We start from the raw sequence: 21,530 nt of genomic DNA, 5'->3' as shown, positions 1-21,530 counted from the left end.
GATGATCTCTTCTGTTCTTGTCGCCAACCGGGGCGAGATCGCCTGCCGGGTGTTCCGTACGTGCCGTGAGCTGGGCATCGCGACGGTCGCGGTGTACTCCGACGCGGACGCGTCGGCGCTGCACGTCCGGGAGGCGGACGCGGCGGTACGGCTGCCCGGCGCGGCGCCCGCGGATACGTATCTGCGCGGCGACCTGATCGTGAAGGCGGCGCTGGCGGCGGGCGCGGACGCGGTGCACCCGGGGTACGGCTTCCTGTCCGAGAACGCGGAGTTCGCGCGGGCGGTGGCGGACGCGGGGCTGGTGTGGATCGGCCCGCCGCCTTCCGCCATCGAGGCGATGGCGTCCAAGACGCGGGCGAAGGAGCTGATGGGCGGCGCGCCGCTGGACCCGGCCTCGGTGACGGAGGCGGATCTGCCGCTGCTGGTGAAGGCCGCGGCGGGCGGTGGCGGGCGCGGTATGCGTATCGTCCGCGAACTGTCGTCGCTGGCCGGGGAGCTGGAGGCGGCCTCTTCGGAGGCGGCGTCCGCGTTCGGTGACGGCGAGGTGTTCCTGGAGCCGTACATCGAAGGCGGCCGCCATGTGGAAGTGCAGGTCCTGGCGGACGCGTACGGCACGGTGTGGGCGCTCGGCACGCGCGACTGCTCGCTCCAGCGCCGCCACCAGAAGGTCATCGAGGAGTCCCCGGCGCCGGGCCTGCCGGCCGCGCTGGTCGCGACGCTGCACGAATCGGCGGTTGCCGCGGCGAAGGCGGTGGGCTACCGGGGGGCGGGAACGGTGGAGTTCCTGGTCTCGCCTCAGGGCCGGTCCCACTTCCTGGAGATGAACACCCGCCTCCAGGTGGAACACCCGGTCACGGAGGCGGTGTTCGGCGTAGACCTGGTGGCGCTCCAGCTGCGCGTGGCGGAAGGCACGGCGCTGCCGGAGTCCGGGCCACCGGCGCACGGCCACGCGGTGGAGGCGCGGCTGTACGCGGAGGACCCGTCGAACGGGTGGACACCGCAGACGGGGGTGCTGCACGAGCTGTCGGTCCCCGGAGCCGCTTCCGGCCCGCGGGTCGACACCGGCCTGCGCGTCGACACCGGATACACCGCCGGCGACTCCATCGGCGTGCACTACGACCCCATGATCGCCAAGGTCATCGCCTGGGCGCCCACCCGCCACGAGGCCGTGCGGAAGCTCGCCCACGCCCTGCGGCGGACACGCCTGCACGGGCCCGTGACCAACCGGGGGCTGCTCGTACGGTCCCTGGAGCACACCGAGTTCACCGGCGCACAGCTGGACACCGGGTTCTACGAGCGCAACCTCGACGCGCTCACCGCGCCCGCCGAAGGAGAGCGCTACGCGGCCGTCGCCGCCGCCCTCGCGGATGCCGCGAGCCGTCCCGGCGCCTCGGTCGGCGCACGGCTCGGCGCATGGCGGAACCTTCCCTCGCAGGCCCAGCTCAAGGTCTACGGCGACCACGAGATCCGCTACCGCCCCACCCGCGGCGGGTTCGAACTCGTCGACGATCCCGGCGTCCGCGTCGTCACCGCCGACGCCCGCCGCGTACGGCTCGAGATCGACGGAGTCGTACGGCACTACGACGTCACCGATCACGGCGACGGACACGTCCACGTCGACAGTCCCACCGGCGCCCACTCCCTCGCCGTACAACCCCGGTTCGCCGACCCCCAGGACAGGACCCGGCCCGGGTCGCTGCTCGCCCCCATGCCCGGCACCGTCGTCCGGATCGGCGACGGGCTCGCCGAAGGCAGCCGGGTGAGCGAGGGGCAGCCGCTCGTCTGGCTGGAGGCCATGAAGATGGAGCACCGCATCGTCTCGCCCGCCTCCGGCATTCTCACCGCGCTCCACGCCGTACCCGGCCGTCAGGTCGAGGTCGGTGCCCTGCTCGCCGTCGTCAACGAAGCAATGGACGTAGCCACCCAGGAGGACACCGCGTCATGAACACAGAGAGCCAGGAGCACACCGCACTGCGTGCCGCCGTCGCCGCACTCGGGCAGCGGCACGGCCGGGGATACGTACGCGAAGAGCTGTGGGCCGAGGCCGCCAAGCTCGGCTATCTCGGCGTGAACCTCCCCGAGGCGTACGGCGGCGGAGGCGGCGGGATGCAGGAACTGTCCATCGTTCTGGAGGAGCTGGGCGCCGCAGGCTGTCCGCTCCTCATGATGGTCGTCTCACCCGCCATCTGCGGCACCGTCATCGCCCGCTTCGGCACCGACGAACAGAAGCGCACCTGGCTCCCCGGTCTCTCCGACGGCAGCCTCACCATGGCCTTCGGCATCACCGAGCCCGACGCCGGGTCGAACTCCCACCGGATCACCACCACCGCCCGCAGGACCGACGACGGCTGGATACTGAACGGGCGCAAGGTCTTCATCTCCGGCGTCGACATCGCCGACGCGACCCTCATCGTGGGCCGTACCGAGGACGCGCGCACGGGCAGTCTCAAGCCCTGTCTCTTCATTGTCCCCCGCGAGGCCCAGGGCTTCCGGCGCTCGCAGATCGACATGGAACTCCAGGCCCAGGAGAAGCAGTTCGAGCTCGTACTGGACGAGGTCCACCTCCCCGACGACGCCCTGGTGGGTGGGGGTACCTCCCACGCCGAAGGCTGTGGGGGAGAGAACGCCGGGCTTCTCCAGCTCTTCGCCGGCCTCAACCCCGAGCGCATCATGACCGCCGCCTTCGGCATCGGGATGGGCCGGTACGCGCTCACCAAAGCCATCGACTACGCGAAGACCCGGCAGGTCTGGAAGCAGCCCATCGGCGGCCACCAGGCCATCGCCCACCCCCTCGCCCAGGCCCACATCGAGCTCGAACTCGCCCGCCTGATGATGCAGAAGGCCGCCGCCCTCTACGACGCCGGCGACGACATCGGCGCCGGCGAGGCGGCGAACATGGCCAAGTACGCCGCCGGCGAGGCCTGCGTCAAGGCCGTCGACCAGGCCGTGCACACCCTCGGCGGGAACGGCCTCACCCGCGAGTACGGCCTCGCCTCCCTGATCACCGCCGCCCGCGTCGCCCGGATCGCCCCGGTCAGCCGCGAAATGATCCTCAACTACGTATCCCACCAGTCCCTGGGTCTCCCCAAGTCGTACTGAGACGGGAGATTCTGGCCGTCCACACAGCCGAGGGGGCCGCAATGGTGTTCCACAGCGAGTACGCAGACGTTCCCGCCGTCACCGAGCCGATCCACGACGCCGTACTCGGCCGGGCCGCCGCCGAGTACGGCGACACGATCGCCCTGGTCGACGGCGTGAACGGCACCACCCTCACGTACGCCCAGCTCGACACCTTCCACCGCCGCATCGCCGCCTCACTCGCCGGCGCGGGCCTGCGCAAGGGCGACGTCCTGGCCCTGCACAGCCCCAACACCGTCGCGTACCCCGCCGTCTTCTACGGGGCCACGCGCGCCGGTGCCACCGTCACCACCGTCCATCCGCTCGCCACGGCGGAGGAGTTCGCCAAACAGCTCCGCGACTCCTCCGCCCGCTGGATAGTCACCATCTCACCGCTCCTCGAGATCGCCCGCCGGGCCGCCGAACTCGTCGCCGGAATCGAGGAGATATTCGTCTGCGACCGCGCCGACGGGCATGTGAGCATCCTCGACATGCTCGGCTCGACCGCACCCGAGCCGGACGTCACCATCGACCCCTCCGAGGACATCGCGGTCCTGCCGTACTCCTCGGGCACCACCGGCGTCCCCAAGGGCGTCATGCTCACCCACCGCTCCATCGCCACCAACCTCGCGCAGCTCTATCCGATGGTCCCGATGGGCCCCGGTGACCGCATCCTCGCGGTGCTGCCCTTCTTCCACATCTACGGCCTCACCGCTCTGATGAACGCCCCGCTCCGCCACGGCGCCACCGTCGTCGTACTGCCCCGCTTCGAGCTCGACACCTTCCTCGCGGCGATCGAGAAGCACCGCATCAACGGCCTGTACGTCGCCCCGCCGATCGTCCTCGCCCTCGCCAAGCACCCGGCCGTCGCGCAGTACGACCTGTCGTCGCTCGAGTACATCGTCAGCGCCGCAGCCCCGCTCGACGCCCGCCTCGGCCAGGCCTGCTCGGCGCGGCTCGGACTGCCGCCGGTGCGGCAGGCGTACGGCATGACCGAGCTCTCGCCCGGCACACATGCCGTACCGCTGTCCGCCGCCGCCCCGCCGCCCGGGGCCGTAGGACAGCTCGTGCCCAACACCGAGATGCGCATCCTCTCCCTCGACGACCCCGGCAAGGACGTCGGCGTCGGCGAGGAGGGCGAGATCGCGATCCGCGGACCGCAGGTGATGAAGGGCTACCTCGGCCGCCCCGACGCCACCGCGGACATGATCGACTCCGACGGCTGGGTCCACACCGGCGATGTCGGACGCGTGGACGCCGACGGCTGGCTCTTCGTCGTCGACCGGGTCAAGGAACTCATCAAGTACAAGGGCTTCCAGGTCGCACCCGCCGAGCTGGAGGCGCTGCTGCTCACCCACGAAGGCATAGCGGACGCCGCGGTGATAGGGGTGTACGACGCGGACGGGAACGAGATCCCGAAGGCGTACGTCGTACGGCAGCGTGCCGCGGAGGACCTGACCGAGGACGATGTCCTCGGCTACGTTGCCGAGCGCGTGGCGCCGTACAAGAAGGTCCGCCGCGTCGAGTTCATCGGCGGCGTCCCGCGCGCCGCCTCGGGAAAGATCCTCAGGCGTGAACTGAGGGACCGGGAGAGGGAAAACACGTGACGCTGGTCGCCACCGCCCACGAGCGAGGCATCACCACCCTGACGCTGGACTCGCCGGCGAACCGCAACGCCCTGTCGGCGCGGCTCGTCGGCGAGCTGGCGCAGGCACTGACCGACTGCGGCAAGGACGAGACCGTACGGGCCGTCGTCCTCACCCACACCGGTTCCACATTCAGCGCGGGCGCCGATCTGAAAGCCCCGCCCAACCCGTACACCTTCGTCGGTCTGCTGCGGCAGATCGTCACGCTGCCGAAGCCCGTGGTGGCCCGTGTCACCGGCCATGTACGGGCCGGCGGACTCGGTCTGCTCGGCGCCTGCGACATCGCCGCCGGCACGAGCGCCGCGGACTTCGCCTTCACCGAGGTACGCATCGGGGTCGCGCCCGCCGTGATCTCACTGCCGCTGCTGCCGCGCCTGGACGCGCGCGCGGCAGAGCGCTACTACCTCACCGGCGAACGCTTCGGCGCGGCGGAAGCGGCGCGCATCGGACTGCTCACACTCGCCGCCGACGATGTGGACGCCGCGCTCGGCCCCGTCGTCGACGGGTTGCGCAGAGCCTCCCCGCAGGGCCTCGCCGCATCGAAACAGCTGCTCGCGGCCAGGGTGCTGGAGACTTTCGACCGGGATGCCGAAGACCTGGTCCAGCGCTCGGCCTCGCTCTTCGCGTCGGCGGAAGCACGCGAGGGCATGACGGCCTTCCTCGAACGACGGGACCCCGCATGGGTGTTGTGACACCTCCCAAGCAGGACCGCAGCAGGGCCACCCGGCAGCGGCTGCTCGAGGCCGCGGTGTCCTGCCTCGCCGAGCGCGGCTGGGCGGGCTCGACCGTCTCGGTGGTCGCCGAGCGGGCCGGGGTGTCGCGGGGCGCCGCCCAGCACCACTTCCCGACCAGGGAGGACCTGTTCACGGCGGCGGTGGAGTACGTCGCGGAGGAGCGCTCGCAGGCGCTGCGGGCGCTGCCGACGCAGGACCGGACGGCGGTCGTCGCGGCCCTCGTCGACCTCTACACGGGGCCGCTGTTCCGGGCCGCCCTGCAGCTGTGGGTCGCCGCGTCCAACGAGGAGCAACTGCGCTCGCGCGTCACGGAGCTGGAAGCGCGCGTCGGCCGGGAGACCCACCGGATCGCGGTCCAGCTGCTGGATGCGGACGAGTCACGGCCCGGGGTACGCGAAACAGTCCAGGGCCTGCTCGACATGGCCCGCGGTCTGGGCCTCGCCAACCTCCTGACGGATGACGCCGCGCGCCGTCGGAGGGTGGTGGCACAGTGGGCGTTGCTGCTGGACGGGGCCCTGGGCTGATCCGTTTCCTCCCTCACGGAGGCGGCCGGCCGCGGCAGGGCCCCGCGCTGTGACACGGGCCACTACCGTCCCGACGGGTCCGCAGTATCCTGGGCCCATGCTTCTGCTTGTACGCCGCCGCCACGTGGACTACGTCCGCGTCACGAGCATGGGCTGTCGGCGCTCCGCCTGACCCAGCCCCCTCTCCACCCACCCCGGTCCCCCCGGCTCCGCCCCACCCCGGCGGCCCGTCGGCGGTACGTGTACCCGGCCATCGCCGGGAGCGGCGGCCGGGCCACACCTCAGCGGACGTACCCCATGTCGTACTTGCAGCTTCCTGTCATCGACCTCTCCGCAGCCGACCGAGGCCCCCAGTCCCGCGCGCTGCTCCACGCACAGCTCCACAGCGCCGCCCACGACGTCGGCTTCTTCCAGCTCACCGGCCACGGCGTCGGCGAAGCAGAGACCGCCGCCCTCACCGGCGCGATGCGCGCCTTCTTCGCGCTCCCCGAGGCGGACCGGCTCGCCGTGTCCCACCTCAACTCGCCCCACTTCCGCGGCTACACCCGCACCGGCGACGAACGCACCGGGGGCAGCCGCGACTGGCGCGACCAGCTCGACATCGGCGCCGAACGCCCCCCGCACATCCCCGGACCCGGCGAGCCCGGCTACTGGTGGCTGGAAGGCCCCAACCAGTGGCCCGCCGCCCTCCCGGCCCTGCGCACCGCCGCACTCGGCTGGATCGACCGGCTCAGCGGCGTCGCGCACAAGCTGCTGCACGAACTGCTCGCCGCCATCGGCGCGCCCCCGGACTTCTACGACGAGATCTTCGCCGACCGGCCCCATCTGCACCTCAAGCTGGTCCGCTACCCGGGCAGCGCGGGCGACGGCAGCGAGCAGGGCGTCGGCGCCCACAAGGACTACGGCTTCCTCACCCTGCTCCACCAGGACGAGATAGGCGGCCTCCAGGTCCAGCGCGGCGACGGGCTCTTCCACGAGGTGCCGCCGATTCCCGGCGCCTTCGTCGTCAACCTCGGCGAGCTCCTCGAAGTCGCCACCAACGGCTATCTGCTGGCCACCAACCACCGTGTGGTCAGCCCGGCAGGGGCCACCGAGCGCTACTCCGTGCCCTTCTTCTACAACCCTCGACTGGACGCCCGGATCGCCCCGGTGCCCTTCCCCCACGCCGCGGACGCGCCCGGTGTCACCGCAGACCCGGCCAACCCGCTCTTCGCCGAGTACGGCCGCAACGAGCTCAAGGGCTGGCTGCGGGCCCACCCTCAGGTGGCCGCCCGCCACCACCAGGACCTGCTCGTCCCGGCCTGACCACGGCAGGCGAACGGCGCCGGGCCCCCGCGACCAGGGGCACGGCGCCGTACCGCGGCTTTCCGGGACGTCGGTCCGCGAGGTTCGCCAGGTCGGTCCGCGAGGTCAGTCCGCGATGCTGTCGTAGCCGACGACCTCGCGCGGGTTCCGCGTCCCCGGCCCGACGTACAGCGCGGACGGACGCACCAGCCGGCCCGTGCGCTTCTGCTCCAGGATGTGCGCCGACCAGCCCGCCGTACGGGCACAGGTGAACATCGACGTGAACATATGCGCCGGGACATCCGCGAAGTCCAGCATGATCGCCGCCCAGAACTCCACGTTCGTCGCCAGGACGCGGTCCGGGCGGCGGTTGTGCAGCTCCTCCAGCGCGGCCCTCTCCAGCGCCTCCGCCACCTCGAAGCGCGGCGCGTCCAGCTCCTTGGCCGTACGGCGCAGCACGCGAGCCCGGGGGTCCTCGGCCCGGTAGACCCTGTGCCCGAAGCCCATGAGCCGCTCGCCCTTGTCCAGGGTCCGCTTCACATACGCGGTCGCGTCACCCGTGCGCTCGATCTCCTCGATCATGCCCAGCACACGGGACGGCGCACCACCGTGCAGCGGCCCCGACATCGCGCCGACCGCACCCGACAGCGCGGCGGCCACATCCGCGCCGGTGGACGCGATGACCCGGGCGGTGAACGTGGAGGCGTTCATGCCGTGCTCGGCCGCCGACGTCCAGTACGCGTCGACGGCCTTGACGTGACGGGGGTCCGGCTCCCCGCGCCAGCGGATCATGAAGCGCTCGACGACGGACTGCGCCTTGTCGATCTCCTTCTGCGGGACCATCGGCAGGCCCTGGCCTCGCGCCGACTGGGCGACGTACGACAGCGCCATCACCGCGGCCCGTGCCAGGTCGTCGCGGGCCTGCGCCTCATTGATGTCGAGAAGCGGTTTCAGACCCCACACCGGGGCGAGCATCGCCAGCGCCGACTGCACATCGACACGGATGTCGCCGGAGTGCACCGGGATGGGGAAGGGCTCGGCCGCCGGCAGGCCGGGGTTGAAGGCGCCGTCGACAAGCAGGCCCCACACGTTCCCGAAGGAGACGTGGCCCACCAGATCCTCGATGTCCACGCCCCGGTAGCGGAGCGAGCCGCCCTCCTTGTCGGGTTCGGCGATCTCCGTTTCGAACGCGACGACTCCCTCGAGTCCAGGTACGAAGTCGGACATCAGGCGGCTCCTCAAGATGCGTACGACAGATGTGGGTCCGTCACCCCGGTGATGCCCCGTGCGGCAGGTGGTCACCCAACCGTCGGGAAGGCAGGACGATATCCCCTGCTGTATGGAGGCCACAGTGGCCCGACCCAAGATTTTGGCGGGTCCGGCTGATGCGGGGAAGCGTGACATCCGGCACACTGCCCCATTTTGGCCGGGGAGGATTAAGGGCACTCCGTGCCGGGCAAACTCGCCCACTGCGGCAGGATGGCCCCGTGACCGACTACGCCGCACCGGACTCGGATCCCGCCGCTCCGAACTCGGATCCCGCTGACCCGGACCCGGATTCCCCTTCTCATGACCCCGCCGTCATGCGGGAGCAGTACCGCTCCACCGCGCTCCTGGAGGCGGACCTGGCGTCCACGCCCATGGACCAGTTCGCCCGCTGGTTCCGGGACGCCACGTCCGGCGGTCTGCGCGAGCCGAACGCCATGATCGTCGCCACGGCCACACCCGACGGCCGCCCGTCATCGCGCACGGTGCTGCTGAAGCAGTTCGACGGGCGCGGCTTCGTCTTCTACACCAACTACGCCTCCCGCAAGGGTGGCGAGCTGGCCGCCAATCCGCACATCTCGCTGCTCTTCCCCTGGCACGGTCTGGCCCGCCAGGTCATCGTCACCGGCACGGCGTCCCGCATCGGCCGCGACGAGACGGTCGCCTACTTCCGCACCCGCCCGCACGGCTCTCAGCTCGGCGCCTGGGCCAGCGCCCAGTCCTCGGTGATCGCCTCGCGGGAGGAACTGCTGCGCAAGTACGAGGAGCTGGCGGCCCGCTACCCGGAGGGCGAGCAGGTCCCGGCGCCGCCGGAGTGGGGCGGCTACCGGGTCGAGCCGGAGACGGTGGAGTTCTGGCAGGGCCACGAGAACCGGCTGCACGACCGGCTGCGGTATGTCCGCCGTACCCCGTCGGGGGCGTGGCAGGTGGAGCGACTGTCACCCTGAGGCGATCGCGAGGCGGCGGCCCCGCCCCCGAGCGCGGGCAGCCACCGCCGACGGGATGCCGGGCACGGCGGCGAGCTGCCCCGGGACTGCCCCGGAACGCAGAAACCCGCGGGCTCTGGTCCCTCCTTGCGGAGGAGTCGGCCGGATGTGCCGGCGAGCCCGCGGGTCGGTGACTGCTAGGTATTTCGGCCGACGGTTCTGTCGGCTGCACACAGAGTGCGACGACGGGCCGTCAGCCCGCAGTCACCTCACGCATCCGAAACGAAATCACTTCCGGATCACCTCCTTTCACCGTGTGGCCAACACCTTAGGAAGCGGTCCGCGAGGCCACAACCCAATTTCCCCCAGGCAAAGATTTCCGGGAACAGAGTGTGCGCTGCGTCACGTTCCAGTTGAATGATCTGAGGTGCAAAAAGCATGTGTGGATGCGTCCTGCAGGGGGTCCAGGATGAGTGCTTCCAGGAGTGAGACCACCAATGCGCTCGGGCCTGACGAGCCGGAGCGGGACGACGTGGGTTCGCCGGAGCCCGGCCCGGTGCCGGGGGCGGAGCTGCTTGCGGCGCTGCTCGACGGGATGGACGCCGCGCTCTGCGCCTTCGACGCGGACGGCACCGTCACCCACTGGAACCGCGAGGCGGAGCGGATTCTCGGCTGGTCGCCCGAGGAGGCGGTGGGGCGGCGCGGGTTTGCCGGGTGGGCGGTGCGGACCGCCGATGCCGAAGAGGTGCAGGGGCGGCTGATGGCCGCGATGGATGTGCCGGGGCGCACCGTCCATGAATTCGCGCTGCTGCGCAAGGACGGCGGGCGTGTTCTCGTACGGACCCAGTCGGCGCGGGTGCTCGGCGCGGACGGCAAGCCGGCCGGGGTGTACTGCGCGTTCAGCGAGGTGCACGCGCAGATCGATCTGGAGCGGGCGATCGCGTTGAGCGAGGCGCTGTTCGAGGACGAGTCCTGGGGGCTCGTACTGGTCGATGTGGATCTGCGGCCGACCGTTGTCAACGGCTATGCGGCGCGGGTGCTGGGCGCCGGGCGCACCTCATCGCTCGGGCGGCCGCTCGGGGAACTGGTCGTCCAGGGTCTGGAGGAGCTGGAGGGCGCGCTCCACCATGTGCTGGCCGAGGGGGCGCCGCGGGGGCTCGCGGAGTTGTGGGTGACGCTGAGTACGGCCGAGGGGGAGCGGCGGCGGTGCTGGCGCAGTGGGTTCCTGCGGCTGGCCTCGCCGCTCGCGGAGGAGCCTGTGCCGCTCGGCGTGGGGTGGCTGTTCCACGATGTGACCGAGGCGAAGCTGGCCGAGCAGGAGGCGGACCGGCAGCGGTTCCGGTCGAGCCAGCTGCACCGGGCGGGGCGGGCCGCGGCGGAGTGCGAGGACTCGATGGAGGCGGCGACCGCGTATCTGGACTTCGCGCTCGCGGGCTTCGCCGACCATGCGTTGATCGATCTGCTGGAGGGGGAAGGGGATCGGCTGGTGCGTGTCGCGGCAACGCCTTCGGGGGCGCCGGGCCCGTGTGTGGCGGTGGCGGGTGCGGGCATTCCGGTGCGCTATCCGCAGGACCATCCGGCGCTCCAGGCAGCGGACCGCATCGGCTCGGTCCGGGCGAGCGCGCCCGCGGTGGCGGGCGACTGGGCGGCGGAGCGCCAGTGGCCGCGGGACGCGGTCCACGCGCTGTGCACGGTGCTGCGGAGCCGGGGCCGGACGCTGGGAGTGGTGACGTTTCTGCGCGGGGCGAGCCGCCCGGCGTTCGAACGCCAGGACGCGGTGTACGCGGAGAGCGTGGCGGTTCTGGCGGCGTCGGCGCTGGATCTGGCGCGGCTGACGGGCGGGCAGGGGGACGGCTGACGAACGGAACGCGCGGGCGTGCCGAGTGCGGGCCCGCGCCGAGCGCGGGCGGCCGGCCGGACATGATGCCGCCGCGTGGCGGTGAGCCGTCGCGGTGCGGCGGCCCCACTGCGGCGTGAAACCGCCGTGCCCCGGGGTGCGGCGGGCCGTACGTCCTAGTGGCGGAAGAAGATCCGGTCCCCGTACTCCGTCATCACGCGTCCGTTCCACTCGTGCCCGCCGTCCACGTTCCCCGAGCGCAGCAGCGGCGGCTCGATGCCCCGCTCGACCAGCTGTTCGGCCGCTGCCGCCATCATCGCCTGCATCAGCGCGCTGGTGACGACGGTCGACGCGGGCGCGAAGGGAGCCTCGATGCCTTCGTGGGTGAGCTCCGCGTCGCCGACCGCGATCTTGGAGTCGAGGACGATGTCGCAGTGGTCCTTGAGGAAGGTGCCGGAGACGTGCCGGGATGTGGTGCCCTCCGCGTATGCCACCGACGTCACGCCGATGACCTTGAGCCCGAGCGCGCGGGCGTTCATGGCCATCTCGACGGGCAGCGCGTTGCGCCCCGAGAGCGAGATGATCACGAGTACGTCGCCGGCCTTGGCGGGACTGGAGTCGAGCACGGCGCCCGCGAGCCCGTTCACACGCTCGAGGGCCGAGCCGAGCGTGGCCGGCATGACGTCGACACCGACGACGCCGGGCACGGCGAGGAGGTTCATCAGGGCGAAGCCGCCGGCCCGGTAGACGACGTCCTGCGCGGCGAGCGAGGAGTGTCCGGCGCCGAAAGCGAAGAGGCGGCCGCCCGCGGCGACGGTGTCCGCGATCGCGGCCCCGGAGTCGGCGATGTTCGCCGTCTCCTCGTCCCGGACACGCTGCAGCAGACCGATCGCGGCGTCGAAGAACTGACCGGCCAGCTTGCTCTCGCTCATCGCCGAGCCCTTTCGGGGAGGTGAGGAACCGCGGCTGCACGCGGCTGCACGCGGCTGCACCGCGGCGGGAATACCCGTGCCGCGGATCACGTTGCGGTCTGGACCATTGCTCTGTCAATACAGCCTTCCGTACGAGCTCCGTACGAGCTGTCGTACGGGCTCGGGGAGAGGCTTCCCGACGGCTTACCCCCGGCACGGCACGGTTGTCAGTGGGATGCGTCAGAATTGAGTCAGGGCCAGCGCACGACTGTTTTTCCAGTCACAGCATCGAGGGGCACGTATGTCCGGACTGATCGACACGACGGAGATGTATCTCCGCACCATCCTCGAGCTCGAAGAGGAAGGTGTGGTGCCCATGCGCGCCCGGATCGCCGAGCGGCTCGACCAGAGCGGTCCGACGGTCAGCCAGACCGTGGCGCGCATGGAGCGCGACGGCCTGGTGACGGTCGCCGGCGACCGTCACCTGGAGCTGACCGACGAGGGCAGGCGGCTGGCGACGCGCGTGATGCGCAAGCACAGGCTGGCCGAGTGTCTGCTCGTCGATGTGATCGGCCTGGAGTGGGAGCAGGTCCACGCGGAGGCGTGCCGCTGGGAGCATGTGATGAGCGAGGCGGTGGAGCGGCGCGTTCTGGAGCTGCTGCGCCACCCGACGGAGTCGCCGTACGGGAACCCGATCCCGGGCCTCGAGGAGCTGGGCGAGAAGGCGGAGGCCGACCCGTTCCTGGACGACGGCATGGTCTCGCTGGCCGACCTGGACCCGGGCGCGGACGGCAAGACCGTGGTCGTACGGCGGATCGGCGAGCCGATCCAGACGGACGCCCAGCTGATGTACACGCTGCGGCGGGCGGGAGTACAGCCCGGTTCGGTGGTCAGCGTGACGGAGTCCGCGGGCGGAGTGCTCGTGGGCAGCAGCGGCGAGGCGGCGGAGCTGGAGGCCGATGTGGCCTCGCATGTGTTCGTGGCCAAGCAGTAGTAGCCAAGCAGTGGCCGAGCAATAACCGGGCACTGACCGCGGCCTGACGGCCCCGCAGCGTTCCTGACCTGGGACGCCCGGGGCCTCTCGGGCGTCCCCCGGACACACCGTCGGGACTTCGTGTGGCGGTTTCCACCCGCCGGATACCGTTTTCCGTCCGGAATGGCAGCGCCCGGGCGAATCGCGTGCCACGCTGTGGCTGAGGCATATGACCCCATGGCCGGGGAGGGATCCGGGTGATGCGCCCGCCGTACGTCCAGCGCGCTCAACGCCGCGCCCAGCACGCTCAGCGAGCCCCGCAAGTGCGGTACGCGCATGCCCTGTACGCGCATGCCCCGCGCGACCCGTACGTCCCGTGCGCCTGTGTCCCGCACGCCCTGAATCCACAGGAGGGCCCCGGCTCCCACGGGAGCCGGGGCCTGACCTCCCCTGTGCTGACCCGGAGCCCCGAGCTCCCAGGGTCAATCCCCTCGGACCGTCATCCCCGAGCGGCCCGCCTCCCGCTGAAGATCTTCCCTCGGCCGCGGGCGTCAATCCTTGAGGGCGGTCACTCGAATGAGGGGTGTTGTACGGCAGACCCGCGTTTTCGAATAGAGGTTCGATAGTCTGGCAGGACTCGACCGAGCAGGACCACCGGGGGAGAGAAGGGGGTGCCAGGCCACATGGTGCGGCGCATCGACGTAACCGGAGCCGACGGCGTACGCCTGGCTGCCTGGGAGTTTGCCGACCCTCCCAAAGGAAGGGGCGAAACGGATCACGCACCCGGAGTCTTACTGCTCCACGGATTGATGGGCCGTGCCTCGCACTGGGCCTCGACGGCCCGCTGGCTGGCTGAGCGGCACCGCGCGATCGCACTCGATCAGCGAGGTCACGGCCGCAGCGACAAGCCGGCCGAGGGCCCGTTCACCCGCGAGGCGTATGTCGCCGACGCCGAGACCGCCGTCGAACAACTGGGCCTCGCCCCGGTGACCCTGGTCGGCCATTCCATGGGCGCGCTCACCGCGTGGCAACTCGCCGCCAAGCGCCCGGACCTGGTCCAGGCTCTGATCATCTGCGATATGCGTGCCTCCGCGCTGGGTGCGGCCTCGCAGCGTGAGTGGGAGGACTGGTTCCGCTCCTGGCCGGTCCCGTTCGCGACGCTGGCGGACGTCCGCAAGTGGTTCGGCGAGGACGACCCCTGGGTGGAGCGGCACAACCCCGCCCGAGGAGAGTTCTTCGCGGAAGTGATGTCGGAACGGGCGGACGGCTGGCGCCCGGTCTTCTCCCGCCGCCAGATGCTCACCTCCCGTGAAACGTGGGTCCACGACGCCCACTGGGAGGAGTTGGCCCAGGTCCAGTGCCCGACACTGGTGGTCCGTGGCCTGGACGGCGAACTGGGCCGCGCGGAGGCCCAGGAGATGGTGCGGGTCCTGCCCCGGGGTGAGTACGGGGAAGTGGCGGACGCGGGCCATCTGGTGCACTACGACCAGCCGGAGGGTTGGCGGACGGCGGTCGAGCCGTTTCTGGATGGTGTGCTGACGCCCTGACAGGAACCATGTCGGGCATGGGAGACGGGGGATCGCCTTCAGCCGTGGCGGCAACGGCTGGGCGATCGGCGAGGTCGGTAACCGGTCGACCGGTTACTTCATGTGCGTCTGGTGCGGGGGAGGGTTACCGGCCTCGTGGAGCGTGCGTCGAAGGTACGTGACCCGTGGCCACGGGCCGTCAGAAGGCGAAGACCGTGCCCTTGGCCATGCTTCCTTCCATCTCGCACTCGTTGCCGTACGTGGCCGACCAGTCGACGTGCTTGCCCTGCCACACACCACGGGCGCTGAGCACAACAGGATTCCACTGGCGCGTGCACATCTTGTGCGACTTCTGTTCCGCCAGCGCGCTGAACTCGCCGTTGACGATGAGAAGTTCCGTACACGCGGCCGCGGGCGAGGGGTGGCTGCCCCCGGGGCGCGGGGCGCAGGTCAGGGTGACGGCCCGCTCGACCGTGGCGGTCGCGGCGTCATCACCCCTGCCGAAGCTGAGCACGAGTGCGGAGGGCGCGTACAGGCTCTTCGTCTTGGCCGGCTGTGCGGGCTGCGTGGGCCGGTCCTGCGCGACTGCCGTGGCCGTGGTGCCGGTCAGGAGCAGTGCAGATGCGGTGGCGACTGCGGCGACTGTGTTTCGGATGTAACGCATGTGTGAAACTCCTTCACTTGGGGGGCGATTGCGGTCGGGAGTCTTGCGCATGCGGACAGTGAGTGCACGTTGTTCGCTCGTTTCCGGCCGTGTACGTTCGTTCGGGGGCGACCGAATGGTCGTTCGGGCAGCTCGGAGTGGGTGTGGCGGAGTGTCCATTATGTGGATGATCTTCGATGGTGCAACGGAAAACTACCGTCTGAGCTGCGTAAACGTCCGGGCGGCTCTCTCCGTGTGAGGCCTGCTTCGACTGGAAAACGTCCCTCGCCGAGGGTTTTGGCGGCGATGGCGCGGTCCGCCGTCGGAGGGGAATGTATACACGCGCTAATCGGAAGGCTTTGCTTCGAGACGGTCACGACGGCGCCGGGAGTCGCGAGCGCCGCGGCGAGCGTCGCCGCGGGTGTGTAGCTCTCGCGTACGCGGATTCCGATGACAATAAGACCTAATAGGACAAGTCGGTACGGTTCCTGGCGGAACGCGGCCAGGGCGATGACGGGCCGTTGATCCGCACCTACCTTGAGAGTTCGAATCTCTCGAGGGAGGGATGCATGGAACGCAGGCGGTTATTGCATGCCGGAGCCGGGTTCGCCCTGGCGTCCGTGGCGGGCCAATTGGCTTTCCCGGGCGCTGCGAACGCCGACGCACCCGACATCGCAGGCACGGCCGGTAGACCAGACACAGCAGACAGACCGGACACAGCCGGTTCGGAGGACCACTGTTCGGAGCCACCCATCTCCACCTTCGGCGTCGCGTCGTTCACCGCCGCCATAGTCGGAATGACGAGGCTCGACGATCACGTCTACGTCGTGGCCCGGGGCCAGAGTCCACCCGTACTCGGTGAGATCGACCTTGCGTCGAAGAAACTCGTCAGAGCCGTCCGGCTCGGCCGCGGAGAGGGCGGCTGGGCTGCGACCGTCTCGGGCGGGCAGGTCTACGCCGGGACGTATCCGACCCCGGACATCTACCGCTTCGATCCGGCCACCGGCGAGGTGAAGCTGATCGGCACGGTGGGCCCGGCGGGCGGCTTCGTCTGGTGTCTCACCACGGCGCCGGACGGCACGGTGTACGCGGGAACGTCCCCGCGCGGCGAAGTCTGGGAGTACAAGCCGCAGACCGGCGTCCTGCGCAATCTCGGCGTCGCGGTGCCGGGCGATCAGTATGTGCGTGCGATCGCCGCCGACGAGCGCTTCGTCTACGCGGGGACGCTGCCGCACGGCTACGTCGTCGCCTACGACCGCACCACCGGTGCGAGGACGAACCTCACCCCGACGCCCTACGGCGGCGCGGCCGCGCTGCTCGCGCGCGGTGGCCGGGTGATCGCCGCGCTCACCAAGTCCGTGGTCGACATGGCGCCCGACGGCAGCGACGCACGGGTGATCGCGACGCCAGGCCCGGAGCGGCTGATCGACGCGATGACGATGACGTCCGACGGCACGCTGTACTGCGTCGGCCGCCCGACCGGAACCGTCTACCGGCGGGACGGCGACACCCTCGTGCCGGTCGCCGCGCCCGCGGCCGGGGACGAGCACCGCGCCCTGCTGCCGCTGGCGGACGGGACGCTGCTCGGCGGTGCGGGCAGCGGCCGTCTGTGGTGGCTGGATCTGGCAAGCGGCCGGTCGGACATACTCGAGCTGATCGACATCGGCCTGTCCGGACCGGATCCCGTGCAGTCCATGACGTACGGGTCGCGCGGGACCGTGCACGTCGGCGGGCACTTCTCGATCACGACCCACCAACCGGCGAAAGGCACGTCCCGGCGGATCAGGATCCCGGGCGAACCGAAGCAGCTGCAACGGGTCGGCGACCGCGTGTACGCGGCGATGTACCCGAGTACCGAGTTGCTGGAGTTCGACCCGGACCGCGGCAAGGTCCGGTCCATGGGCTTCGTCGAGAACGAGCAGCAACGGCCGACGGACATGGTGTACGAACGGGCCCATGATCTCCTGCTGGTGTCGACCGCCCCGGGTGTCGGCCTGCTCAAAGGCGCGCTGACAGTGGCGGACCGGCTGAGACGCAAGCTCAGGGTCTATCCGGATGTGATCGTGGACCAGAGCGTGATGTCGCTCGCGCTGGACGACAGACCGGGTTCCCGGATCGCGTACCTCGCCGGAGACACCTGGGGCGGCGGCAGCGTGCCGCCGGCCAGACCGAGCGCCACGATCGTCGCCTTCGACCTGCGGCACCGCAAGGTGCTGTGGGAGGTCGCCCCGGTGGAGGGGTACGCGAGCCTGCAGCACATCGCGGTGTACGACGGTGTGCTGTACGGGGTCTACAAGCGGCTCGCAGGTACCTGGTTCGCCATGGACCTCGAGACCCGCACGGTCCTGCAGACGGGGAAGTTGCCGAGCTACGGGGAGCTCAGCGTCCATCGCGGTCAGGTGTTCGCGTCGGTCTTCGGCGGTTCGGTGTACCGGCTCGGACCAGGGCTCGCGGAGGCCGCGCCGATGCTCGGCGGCCTCGGTGACGGCTGGTACAACCCGCCGCAGCTGGCCTGGGAACGGTCGTCCGCGTATGCCTGGGGCGTCGCCGGCCGCGATCTGGCCAGGCTCCGGCTCGACCCGCGGTGTCCGAATGCTGCCGGCTCCGGACTCACTTCGCCGAACGAGGTCGTTCTGGAGTCCTTGCTGGCGAACTGAGCGTCCACAGGGCGCGCGTGGACAGGGACCCGTCGGCCGATCGGCCGACGGGTCTCCTCGCGGATCCCCACCGTCGCCTCCACCGTGGCTCCGGATCGACCTCCGCCGGGGAGTGTTGTGCCGTCCGCGGGGCCCTTCGCCCCTTGCTGATCACCCCTTGCTGACCGCCGCCAGGATCTCCGGGAGTCTGCCCGCCGTCTGCGGCGCCGCAACCCGCACTCCCGCCCACCCGATGAGCAGCCCGTACGCCGTGCCACCCGGCAGCAGCAGCCACAGTGCCGACTGGGCGTTCGCCGCGTGCAGCCAGATCGCCAGCGCGATCACGGGTGCGCACAGCAGTGCTGCCGAGATCATGCCGCCGAAGATCGAGATCCAGGCGAGCCCGCCCTGACCGGGAGCCACGTTCTTGTACGCGCTGTCCTGCGGGATCGAGTACGGGAAGCGGGCCGACGCCACTGCTCCCGTCGCCAGCATCGCGCCCAGCAGCGCGAACGACAGGCCCACCACCTCCGGCAGAGCCTGCCAGTCGCCCAGTACAGCGGCGGTCAGGACAGTGACGAGGGCGGTGTACGGGAGCGTGATCACCAGCAACGCCAGTGCCCGGGCGCGGAGTTCGACGTACGCGTCCCGGGTGGAGGAGATCGTCAGCGCCACCATCCAGAACGCCGAGGTGTCCTGGCCGAACTGGTTGTACATCTGGATGCCGAGCATCCCCGCCGCAAAGCATGCGAAGTAGATCGAGCCCGTGCCCTGCAGTGCGTTGAACAGCGGCACGATCAGACCGATCGCCAGCGCCGTCACCCACGCCGCCTTCGTCTTCGGGTCCCGCCACACATAGCGCAGGCTGCGCTGCATCACCGTGCTCGTACGGCCCTCGGGCAGCAGACGGTGGAAGCCGGTCGTGGACTCCTTGCGGGTCGGCTCCGAGGCCGCGGCGAGCGTCGAGCCGTCCGGGGTCGTCATCAGCTTCGTCAGGCTGCGCTGCCAGGACCGCAGCACAAGCAGCAGAGCGGCCGCCGACAGCCCCAACTGCCCGACGGCCAGGGCGTATGAGCCCTCGCTCGCCGAGTCCACCGCGCCGATCGCCGACGCCGGCGGCAGCCATCGTACGATCCCCGCCACCGGATCGAGCGCCGAGAGTCCGCCGGCGTGGCCGAGTCGCTGTGCACCGAAGTTGACGACCTGGATGCCGACCGCGATCACCAGACCGCTGAGCAGCGCCAGGTCGCGGCCCTTGCGAGAGGTCAGCAGCCGGATGTTGGCCGCCGCGACCGCCCGCGCCAGCGCCACGCACACCAGCAGCGTCAGAGGGACGGCGACGACGGAGACGAGCAGCGCCACGGCGCCGTGGGACAGCGCGATCGCCGAACCCACCGTCAGGCAGAGTGTGAACAGCGGGCCGATGCCCACCAGCGACGCCGCGAGCAGCGCCCGAACCAGCGGGCCCGGTCGCAGCGGCAGCATCACCAGACGGGTCGGGTCCAGTGTTTCGTCACCGCTCGGGAAGAAGAGCGGCATGACTGCCCAGCCCAGGGCCAGTACGGCGGTCAGCAGCACCACGACCGAGTCCGCGTGATCGTTTCCACGCAGTGCGATCAGGCCGATGAGCTGGAGCGCGGCGAAGAGCAGTGTGACGACGATCGAGGCGATGTACGCGGCTCTGCGCCCGGACGACTGGCGCAGCCCGTTGCGCAGCAGCGACAGCTTGAGGCGGATGAAGACCGGGGTGAGGTACGCGCTGTTCAAGGCGCTCACGGTGCTCAACGGGTACCGCCACCGAGCCAGTCCAGCGAGTGCCCGGTGTCCCGGCCGTTCGCGCCCACCAGTTCCAGGAACGCGCTCTGCAGCGACGGCGCATCGCCCCGCACCTCCGCCAGCGGGCCCTGCGCGCGGATCCGGCCCGCCGCCATCACCGCCACCCAGTCGCACAGCGACTCCACCAGCTCCATCACATGGCTGGAGAAGACGACGGTCGCGCCCGAGCCGGTGTACCGCTCCAGGACGCCGCGGATCGTCTGCGCCGAGACCGGGTCGACGCCTTCGAACGGCTCGTCCAGGAACAGTACTTCGGGGTTGTGGAGCAGGGCCGCCGCGAGCCCTATCTTCTTGCGCATGCCCGTGGAGTAGTCGACGACCAGTTTGTGCTGTGCGCCCGACAGGTCCAGTACGTCGAGGAGTTGAGCAGCGCGCTTGTCGACCTCCTCACCCGGCAGGCCCCGCAGCCGCCCGCTGTAGGCGAGGAGTTCGCGGCCCGAGAGCCGCTCGAAGAGGCGCAGGCCCTCGGGAAGTACGCCGATGCGGGACTTCACCTCGACCGGGTCGCGCCACACGTCGCGGCCCGCCACCTCCACCCGGCCGTCGTCCGGGCGCAGCAGGCCGGTCACCATCGACAGGGTCGTCGTCTTGCCCGCGCCGTTCGGGCCGACCAGGCCGATGAACTTGCCCGCGGGGAGCGTGAGATCGATACCGGCCACCGCGATCTGCTCGCCGAACCGCTTCCACAAGCCCTCAACACGAACGGCGGGCGGCGCCGATCGCGCCCCGCCCGCCTCTGTGGCTCCAATCGCCCGGTCCGGCATGGTGCCCCGCCTTTCGGTGTCCCCGTATGTACGGGCCCACCTTAGGGGCCGCCCTATGCGCCTTGGGCCGCCTTATGCGCGACGGATCCGCTGTGCTGCCGCCTCCCGCCCGCATGCGTACGCCAGCGGGCTGATCAGCTCGTCCGCGTCCGGCAGCCACCGGTTGGCGGTGGTGGGGCGGCGGGCCCACTGCACCGCGCCATGGCCACCGATCCGGGTCGGCGGCGCCGCCACGTAGTGGCCCTCGCCGCGCGCGACGAGGTCGATGGCTTCCGGCATCCAGCCGAGGGTGCGGACCAGGTCGGAGGCTTTGAGTGCCGCGCCGGGCAGTACGAAGAACAACATCCGGCGGTCGGGGGTGCAGGTGACCGGGCCGAGCGGGAGGTTCATCCGCTCCAGGCGGGCCAGCGCCAGGAAGCCGGCCGACTCCGGTACCTCGAGAGCGTCGAAGGTACGTCCTGTCGGCAGCAGGATCGACGCTCTCGGCTGCCTGGACCACAGCCGCCGCGCGGCGACCGCGCTGCCGGTCGCCTGGTTCGCCCAGTCCGGCCTGACCGGGTGGGCGCCGGGCACGGCGCAGGCGACGTCGCCGCACGAGCAGCGTTCCTTACCCTCCACCGGCTCCAGCCAGGTGCCGGGGAACACGTCCCAGTGCCTCTCTTCCGCGTACCGCACGGCACTGTCCAGCAGCTGCTCACCTCGCTGCTGGGGGATCTGCGCGGCTTCCATGACTCCGATGGTCTCTTCCACGACACACTCAACTCCCGCCATCACCTTGGGTTACGGGCGTCCCACGGGTGGCGCGTGGAGCATCGATCCTGCACACGGGGCGCATGGGTGCACGGGTGGGGGCGCGCGTGCGGGTGCGCCGCGGTGGGCGGGTAGCCACAGGCAGTGGCGTCATTGC

Annotated in this window: 17 protein-coding genes; 11 read left to right on the top strand and 6 right to left on the bottom strand. The window is 70.8% G+C overall.

The genetic code is table 11. From position 1 onward, the window contains the following. The first annotated feature begins 1 nt into the window (after position 1). The 6 genes from OG966_RS18135 (at position 2) to OG966_RS18110 (ending at position 7,326) form a co-directional block, all read left to right on the top strand. Entirely contained in the window at positions 2–1,945 is a 1,944-nt protein-coding gene (locus OG966_RS18135; protein WP_326650728.1) for an ATP-binding protein, read from the top strand. Then, a complete protein-coding gene (locus tag OG966_RS18130) occupies positions 1,942–3,099 on the top strand; it encodes an acyl-CoA dehydrogenase family protein (protein WP_326650727.1) in 1,158 nt (385 codons plus the stop codon). Before OG966_RS18135 ends, OG966_RS18130 begins: the two co-directional genes overlap by 4 nt. Before the next feature lie 41 nt (positions 3,100–3,140). Beyond that, a complete protein-coding gene (locus OG966_RS18125; RefSeq protein ID WP_326650726.1) occupies positions 3,141–4,724 on the top strand; it encodes a 4-coumarate--CoA ligase family protein in 1,584 nt (527 codons plus the stop codon). Further along, positions 4,721–5,455: an enoyl-CoA hydratase family protein gene (locus OG966_RS18120; protein ID WP_326650725.1), complete on the top strand. Its 735-nt coding sequence runs from the start codon at positions 4,721–4,723 to the stop codon at positions 5,453–5,455. Before OG966_RS18125 ends, OG966_RS18120 begins: the two co-directional genes overlap by 4 nt. Beyond that, a complete protein-coding gene (locus tag OG966_RS18115; protein ID WP_326650724.1) occupies positions 5,443–6,021 on the top strand; it encodes a TetR/AcrR family transcriptional regulator in 579 nt (192 codons plus the stop codon). The genes OG966_RS18120 and OG966_RS18115 overlap by 13 nt, the downstream gene beginning before the upstream one ends. Positions 6,022–6,318: 297 nt before the next feature. Next, positions 6,319–7,326 (top strand): isopenicillin N synthase family dioxygenase, encoded by a 1,008-nt coding sequence (locus tag OG966_RS18110; RefSeq protein WP_326650723.1) that lies wholly within the window; start codon positions 6,319–6,321, stop codon positions 7,324–7,326. A 105-nt stretch (positions 7,327–7,431) separates the two neighbouring features. On the opposite strand, the gene OG966_RS18105 is transcribed toward OG966_RS18110, so the two are convergent. Further along, positions 7,432–8,532 (bottom strand): citrate synthase 2, encoded by a 1,101-nt coding sequence (locus tag OG966_RS18105; protein ID WP_326650722.1) that lies wholly within the window; start codon positions 8,530–8,532, stop codon positions 7,432–7,434. A gap of 260 nt (positions 8,533–8,792) precedes the next feature. Here OG966_RS18105 and pdxH point away from each other — a divergent pair, with 260 nt between their 5' ends. Next, on the top strand, positions 8,793–9,518 hold the full coding sequence (pdxH, locus tag OG966_RS18100; RefSeq protein ID WP_406731597.1) for a pyridoxamine 5'-phosphate oxidase: 726 nt from the start codon (positions 8,793–8,795) through the stop codon (positions 9,516–9,518). A 448-nt stretch (positions 9,519–9,966) separates the two neighbouring features. Then, on the top strand, positions 9,967–11,355 hold the full coding sequence (locus OG966_RS18095; protein WP_326650721.1) for a PAS domain-containing protein: 1,389 nt from the start codon (positions 9,967–9,969) through the stop codon (positions 11,353–11,355). 155 nt (positions 11,356–11,510) lie between these two features. Here OG966_RS18095 and OG966_RS18090 read toward each other — a convergent pair whose 3' ends face one another. Then, positions 11,511–12,266 (bottom strand): SIS domain-containing protein, encoded by a 756-nt coding sequence (locus OG966_RS18090; RefSeq protein ID WP_326650720.1) that lies wholly within the window; start codon positions 12,264–12,266, stop codon positions 11,511–11,513. Between the two features lie 280 nt (positions 12,267–12,546). Here OG966_RS18090 and OG966_RS18085 point away from each other — a divergent pair, with 280 nt between their 5' ends. Both OG966_RS18085 and OG966_RS18080 read left to right on the top strand, forming a co-directional pair. Beyond that, positions 12,547–13,239, top strand: coding sequence for a metal-dependent transcriptional regulator (locus OG966_RS18085; RefSeq protein ID WP_326650719.1), 693 nt, complete (start codon positions 12,547–12,549; stop codon positions 13,237–13,239). Positions 13,240–13,901: 662 nt separating this feature from the next. After that, positions 13,902–14,765: an alpha/beta fold hydrolase gene (locus tag OG966_RS18080; RefSeq protein WP_326650718.1), complete on the top strand. Its 864-nt coding sequence runs from the start codon at positions 13,902–13,904 to the stop codon at positions 14,763–14,765. Between the two features lie 178 nt (positions 14,766–14,943). On the opposite strand, the gene OG966_RS18075 is transcribed toward OG966_RS18080, so the two are convergent. After that, a complete protein-coding gene (locus OG966_RS18075; protein WP_326650717.1) occupies positions 14,944–15,408 on the bottom strand; it encodes a subtilase-type protease inhibitor in 465 nt (154 codons plus the stop codon). A 776-nt stretch (positions 15,409–16,184) separates the two neighbouring features. Between OG966_RS18075 and OG966_RS18070 the strand changes: the two genes are divergently transcribed. Then, on the top strand, positions 16,185–18,044 hold the full coding sequence (locus tag OG966_RS18070) for a hypothetical protein (protein WP_326650716.1): 1,860 nt from the start codon (positions 16,185–16,187) through the stop codon (positions 18,042–18,044). Positions 18,045–18,194: 150 nt separating this feature from the next. Here the strand turns inward: OG966_RS18070 and OG966_RS18065 are convergent, their stop codons facing one another. The 3 genes from OG966_RS18065 to OG966_RS18055 form a co-directional block, all read right to left on the bottom strand. Next, the gene (locus OG966_RS18065) at positions 18,195–19,799 is read right to left on the bottom strand and encodes a transporter (RefSeq protein ID WP_442806722.1); all 1,605 of its coding nucleotides are present in this window, start codon (positions 19,797–19,799) and stop codon (positions 18,195–18,197) included. 5 nt (positions 19,800–19,804) lie between these two features. Then, a complete protein-coding gene (locus tag OG966_RS18060; protein ID WP_326650714.1) occupies positions 19,805–20,623 on the bottom strand; it encodes an ABC transporter ATP-binding protein in 819 nt (272 codons plus the stop codon). A gap of 72 nt (positions 20,624–20,695) precedes the next feature. Beyond that, positions 20,696–21,394 (bottom strand): bifunctional DNA primase/polymerase, encoded by a 699-nt coding sequence (locus OG966_RS18055; RefSeq protein ID WP_326650713.1) that lies wholly within the window; start codon positions 21,392–21,394, stop codon positions 20,696–20,698. Between the last annotated feature and the right edge of the window lie 136 nt (positions 21,395–21,530).

Origin of the sequence: Streptomyces sp. NBC_01750 (assembly GCF_035918095.1) — a bacterium.
GTDB lineage: Bacteria > Actinomycetota > Actinomycetes > Streptomycetales > Streptomycetaceae > Streptomyces.
This window is presented reverse-complemented; position numbering and strand designations above follow the sequence as displayed.